Source organism: Micromonospora sp. 4G55 (assembly GCF_016803375.1).
Window position 1 is genome coordinate 1 of record NZ_JAEVHN010000414.1, and the last position, 5,602, is coordinate 5,602.

A 5,602-nucleotide genomic window follows, 5' to 3' on the forward strand; every position below is an offset into this window, starting at 1 on the left:
GCCGCCGCACGTGCGCGGCGGCCAGCTCGCGGTGCCCCGGGTCGGCCAGGTCGTAGCGGCCGGTGTCCTGGCTGCCGGCGCTGACCGCCGGCTTGATGACGTACTCGCCGGAGTCGGCGGGCGGTCGCCAGGACTCCCCCGGCGCCACCCACGAGGTCTGTACGACCGGCACGCCGGCCGCCGACAACTCGCCCAGGTAGCGCTTGTCGGTGTTCCAGCGGACCACGTCGGCGGGGTTGACCAGGGCCGGCACGGTCTGCGCCCAGGCGACGAACTCGTCGCGGCGCAGCGCGTAGTCCCAGGGTGAGCGGAGCACGACCAGGTCGTACCCGGCCCAGTCGACCCTGGGGTCGTCCCAGACGGCCACCTCGGCGGTGACGCCACGGGCGGCGAGCGGGGCGAGTACGAGTCGGTCGTCCGGGTCGAGGTCGGCGAGCCGGTCACAGGTGACGAGAGCGACCCGGGGTTCCCCCCGGGTCGACTGGTGGTGAATGGTCAATTTATGTCAACGGGCCATCGTGCGCCGGGCCATCGACCGCCAGAGGTCGTTGCTCGGACGCATCTGGTCCATCAGTTCACGCTCCCAGGCGTTCTCGACGGTGACTCCCGCCTTGGCGCACGCCTGCCGCGCGACGACGGTGTCGTCCGCGAACTGGTCGGCCCACGCCCCGTCCTCGCCAACGAGGACGATCCGTGCGCCACGCTTGCCGACGTACTCGATGACCGCCTTGGCGCCACCGTGGCCGGCGGCGAACGACTTGATGCCCGAGACCAGCCCGTTGGGGGCCTGCTCGGCGGTCTGCTCAGCCGTCAGCGTCGTATCGGAACCATCTGCCATGACGGGAAGCCTAAGCAGACATGCCCCCGAACGTGCGAGAAGGATGAACTATTTGTGATGCCAATTACCTACGGGTTTAAGGAAGACCACAGGTAATTCGCCCGAACTTGTCGGATAAATGAAGGCGAATCGGGCGGCCCGGATCGCCCCAATGAGTCCGAGTTGAGTCGATGGGACTCAGACCGAAAGCCGACTCTGAAAATTCATCGTCCGGACTGCGACAGACCGGGTCGGAGCCCGCCCGGGGGCGGGTCAGAGGCCGCCCGGCGGCGGGTCAGACCAGCGCGTCGAGGGCGACGGCGGCGAAGAGGATGGTCAGGTACGTCGTCGACCAGTGGAACAGCCGCATCGGCTTGACGGCCTCGCCCCGGACCACCCGGAGGCAGAGCCGGTGCGCCTCGACCACGAAGATCCCGCCCACCACCAGGGTCGGCACGCCGTAGATCGGGCTCATCCCCATCGGCCAGAGCGCCAGCGAGAGCAGCACGGTGATCCAGGCGAAGGTCAGGATCTCGGCGTTGACCCGGCGGGCCGAGGCCACCACCGGCAGCATCGGGATGCCCGCCCGGGCGTAGTCGTCCTTGTACTTCATCGCCAGGGGGTAGAAGTGCGGCATCTGCCAGAAGAAGACCACGCCGAAGAGCACCCAGGCCTGCGGCGCCAGCGAGCCGGTCACCGCCGCCCAGCCGATCAGCACCGGGGCCGCCCCGCAGGCGCCGCCCCAGAAGGTGTTCGTCGGGGTGGTGCGCTTGAGCCAGAGCGTGTAGACGACGTCGTAGTAGACGATCGCCGCCAGGGTCAGCCCGGCCGCCAGCAGGTTGGTGAAGGCGGCCATCAGGACCACCGACACCACCGCCAGCACCAGGCCGAAGACGAGCGCGTTGCGCGGCGAGACGGTGTGCGCCGGCAGCGGGCGACGCTTCGTACGCCGCATCAGCTGGTCGATGTCCCGGTCGATGTAGCAGTTGATCACGCTGGCCGCGCCGGCCGCGAGCGAGCCGCCGACCAGCACCACTGCCACCAGCCAGAGCGAGGGCAGGCCGCCGTCGGCGAGCATCATCGCCGGCACCGTGGTGACCAGCAGCAGCTCGACGATGCGGGGCTTGGTCAGCGCGACGTACGCGGCGACGACCGCCCGAACGTCGCGGCGGGCCGGCTCCGCGACCACCGTGCGCACCGGCGGCTGCCCGGCAGAGTCGCTGACGGGGCGCTCGGTGATCATGCTCACGGATTGCCACCTTCCGGCATCGGCAGGGGTGATCAGGTCGGCGGGACCCGGGGAGGGTCGACACACCGACCCACAGACTACGCGCCGTCGTTTTGGCTGCCCGGGCGACCCGAGAACGGTGCGGGCCGTCACACCGACCCCGCTGAACGACCAGACGGGTCCGACCCGTACCCAACAGGGTGGAGTGATCCCCGGGCGGACGTTTAGGGCCGCTCGATAGGGTCATCAGTGAGGGTTCCGCCCATCTGCCGAGGAGCACAACCATCGTGGCTGCCAACCGACCCGAGCACCCCGCACTCAACTGGACCGACCTCGACCGCCGGGCCGTCGACACCGTCCGCGTGCTGGCCATGGACGCCGTGGAGAAATCCGGCAACGGCCACCCGGGCACCGCGATGAGCCTGGCGCCCGCGGCGTACCTGCTCTTCAACCGGGTGATGCGCCACAACCCGGCCGACCCGAACTGGCCCGGCCGGGACCGGTTCGTCCTCTCCGCCGGGCACTCCAGCCTGACCCTCTACATCCAGCTCTTCCTCTCCGGCTACCCCCTCGCGCTGGAGGACCTGCAGTCGCTGCGGCAGTGGGGCTCGCTCACCCCCGGGCACCCGGAGCACGGGCACACCCCTGGTGTGGAGACCACCACCGGGCCACTCGGCCAGGGCCTGGGCAACGCGGTCGGCATGGCGATGGCCGCCCGCCGCGAGCGGGGCCTGTTCGACCCGGAGAGCGAGCCGGGCGGCTCGGTCTTCGACCACGACATCTGGTGCATCGCCTCCGACGGTGACATCGAGGAGGGCATCAGCCACGAGGCCAGCGCGCTCGCCGGGCACCAGCAGCTGGGCAACCTCACGGTGATCTACGACGACAACGAGATCTCCATCGAGGACGACACCCGGATCGCCAAGAGCGAGGACGTGGCGGCCCGCTACGAGGCGTACGGCTGGCACGTGCAGACCGTCGACTGGCGGACCGGCGACGCCGACCAGGGCGACTACCACGAGGACGTGGAGGCGCTCCACCAGGCGCTGCTGGCCGCCAAGGCGGAGACCGGGCGTCCCTCCTTCATCGCGCTGCGCACCATCATCGGCTGGCCCGCGCCCAACAAGAAGAACACCGGCAAGATCCACGGCTCGGCGCTCGGCGCCGACGAGGTGGCCGCCACCAAGCAGCTGCTGGGCTTCGACCCGGCGCAGAGCTTCGAGGTCGGCGAGGAGGTGCTGGACCACGCCCGCCAGGTGATGAGGCGCGGCGAGGCCGCCCAGCGGGAGTGGACGACCGCGTTCGACGCCTGGTCGCAGGCCAACCCCGAGCGCAAGGCGCTCTGGGAGCGGATGGCCGGCCGGGTGCTGCCGCAGGGCTGGACCGAGGCCCTGCCGACCTTCCCCGCCGACGCCAAGGGCGTGGCCACCCGGGCCGCCTCCGGCAAGGTGCTGGAGGCGCTCGCCCCGGTGCTGCCGGAACTCTGGGGCGGCTCGGCCGACCTGGCGGAGAGCAACAACACCACCATGAAGGGCGAGCCGTCGTTCATCCCGGCCACCCACGCCACCAAGGACTTCCCGGGCCACGAGTACGGCCGCACGCTGCACTTCGGCATCCGTGAGCACGCCATGGGAGCGATCCTCAACGGCATCGCCCTGCACGGCGGCACCCGCCCGTACGGCGGCACCTTCCTGGTGTTCAGCGACTACATGCGCCCCTCTGTCCGGCTGGCGGCGCTGATGAAGCTGCCGGTGGTCTACGTCTGGACGCACGACTCGATCGGCCTGGGCGAGGACGGCCCGACCCACCAGCCGGTGGAGCACCTGACCGCGCTGCGCGCCATCCCCGGCCTGGACGTGGTCCGCCCGGCGGACGCCAACGAGACCGCCTGGGCCTGGCGGCAGGCGCTGGAGCACACCGACCGGCCGACCGCGCTGGCGCTGAGCCGTCAGGCGCTGCCGACGCTGGACCGGGCGACGCTGGGCAGCGCCGAGGGCGTGGCCAAGGGCGGCTACGTGCTGGCCGAGGCGTCCACCGGCAAGCCGCAGGTGATCATCGTCGGCACCGGCTCCGAGGTGCAGCTCTGCCTCACCGCCCGGGAGCGGCTGGAGGCCGACGGCACCCCCACCCGGGTCGTCTCGATGCCCTGCCAGGAGTGGTTCTACGAGCAGGACGAGGCGTACCGGGAGTCGGTGCTGCCGCGCGGGGTAAAGGCACGGGTGAGCGTGGAGGCGGGCATCGGCATGTCCTGGCGGGCCATCGTCGGCGAGTGCGGCGAAACGGTCAGCCTGGAGCACTACGGCGCAAGTGCCCCGCACTCCGTGCTCTTCGAGCAGTTCGGGTTCACCCCCGACCGGATCGTGGCCGCCGCGCACGCGGCGCTGACCCGGGTGGGCGACATCACCGGTTTCACGACCGGCAACTGAGGGGAGCGTGGACGGCATGACGGACAGGCTGGGTGAGCTGAGCGCCGCAGGTGTGGCGATCTGGCTCGACGATCTATCGAGGGTCCGGCTGAGCTCCGGCGGGCTGGACCAGCTCCGCCGGGAGAAGCACCTGGTCGGGGTGACGTCCAACCCGACCATCTTCGCCAAGGCGCTGAGCGACGCGGACGAGTACAACTGGCAGCTCAGGGACCTCGCCACCCGTGGCCTGGAGGTCGAAGAGGCGGTTCGCCTGCTGACCACGTACGACGTGCGGTGGGCCTGCGATGTGATGCGGCCGGCGTACGACGCGAGCGCCGGGGTCGACGGCCGGGTCTCCATCGAGGTGGACCCGCGGCTGGCCCACGAGACCGAGAAGACGGTCGCCGAGGCCAAGGGGTTGTGGTGGCTGATCGACCGCCCCAACCTCTTCATCAAGATCCCGGCCACCGAGGCGGGGCTGCCGGCGATCACCGCCACCCTCGCCGAGGGGATCAGCGTCAACGTGACGCTGATCTTCGGCCTGGACCGGTACTCCGCGGTGATGGAGGCGTTCCTCGCCGGCCTGGAGCAGGCGAAGGCGAACGGCCACGACCTGTCCAAGATCGGCTCGGTGGCGTCGTTCTTCGTCTCCCGCGTCGACTCCGAGGTCGACAAGCGGCTGGAGAAGATCGGCTCCGACGAGGCCAAGGCGCTGCGCGGCAAGGCGGCCGTCGCCAACGCCCGGCTGGCGTACGAGCGCTACGGCGAAATCTTCTCCTCCGACCGGTGGCAGGCGCTGGCCGACGCGGGCGCCCACCCGCAGCGGCCGCTGTGGGCGTCCACCTCGACGAAGAACCCGGACTACCGGGACGTCATCTACGTCGAGGAGCTGATCGCCCCCGGCACGGTCAACACCATGCCGGAATCGGTCATCCACGCCTACGCCGACCACGGCGAGACTCGGGGCGACACCATCACCGGGGCGTACGACGAGGCCCGCAAGGTCTTCACCGACCTGGAGTCGGTGGGCGTCGACATGTCCGACGTGATCGCCACCCTGGAGCGGGAGGGCGTGGAGAAGTTCGAGGCCAGCTGGCTGGAGCTGCTCGACGGGGTGCGCAAGTCGCTCACCGCCGCCGCGCAGGGCACCGG

At 70.7% G+C, this 5,602-nt stretch carries 4 protein-coding genes and 1 pseudogene; 2 read left to right on the top strand and 3 right to left on the bottom strand.

Going from position 1 to position 5,602, the window contains the following annotated elements; all coding sequences use genetic code 11:
- The 3 genes and pseudogenes from JNW89_RS26020 to JNW89_RS26030 form a co-directional block, all read right to left on the bottom strand.
- Window positions 1-499 (bottom strand): annotated as a pseudogene (locus JNW89_RS26020) (hypothetical protein); the annotation flags it as partial.
- A gap of 6 nt (window positions 500-505) precedes the next feature.
- Window positions 506-838, bottom strand: coding sequence for a hypothetical protein (locus tag JNW89_RS26025; RefSeq protein WP_088975121.1), 333 nt, complete (start codon window positions 836-838; stop codon window positions 506-508).
- Window positions 839-1,112: 274 nt separating this feature from the next.
- A complete protein-coding gene (locus tag JNW89_RS26030; RefSeq protein WP_238450932.1) occupies window positions 1,113-2,066 on the bottom strand; it encodes a heme o synthase in 954 nt (317 codons plus the stop codon).
- Between the two features lie 266 nt (window positions 2,067-2,332).
- Between JNW89_RS26030 and tkt the strand changes: the two genes are divergently transcribed.
- A complete protein-coding gene (gene tkt, locus JNW89_RS26035; protein ID WP_238450933.1) occupies window positions 2,333-4,471 on the top strand; it encodes a transketolase in 2,139 nt (712 codons plus the stop codon).
- A 16-nt stretch (window positions 4,472-4,487) separates the two neighbouring features.
- Window positions 4,488-5,602, top strand: a 1,115-nt coding sequence (gene tal / locus JNW89_RS26040) for a transaldolase (RefSeq protein WP_238450935.1), incomplete at its 3' end; no start/stop codon positions are given.

Excerpts from the sequence above, each read along its gene's own strand:
- JNW89_RS26025 (WP_088975121.1), bottom strand. The coding sequence starts at position 838 with ATGGCAGATGGTTCCGATACGACGCTGACGGCTGAGCAGACCGCCGAG.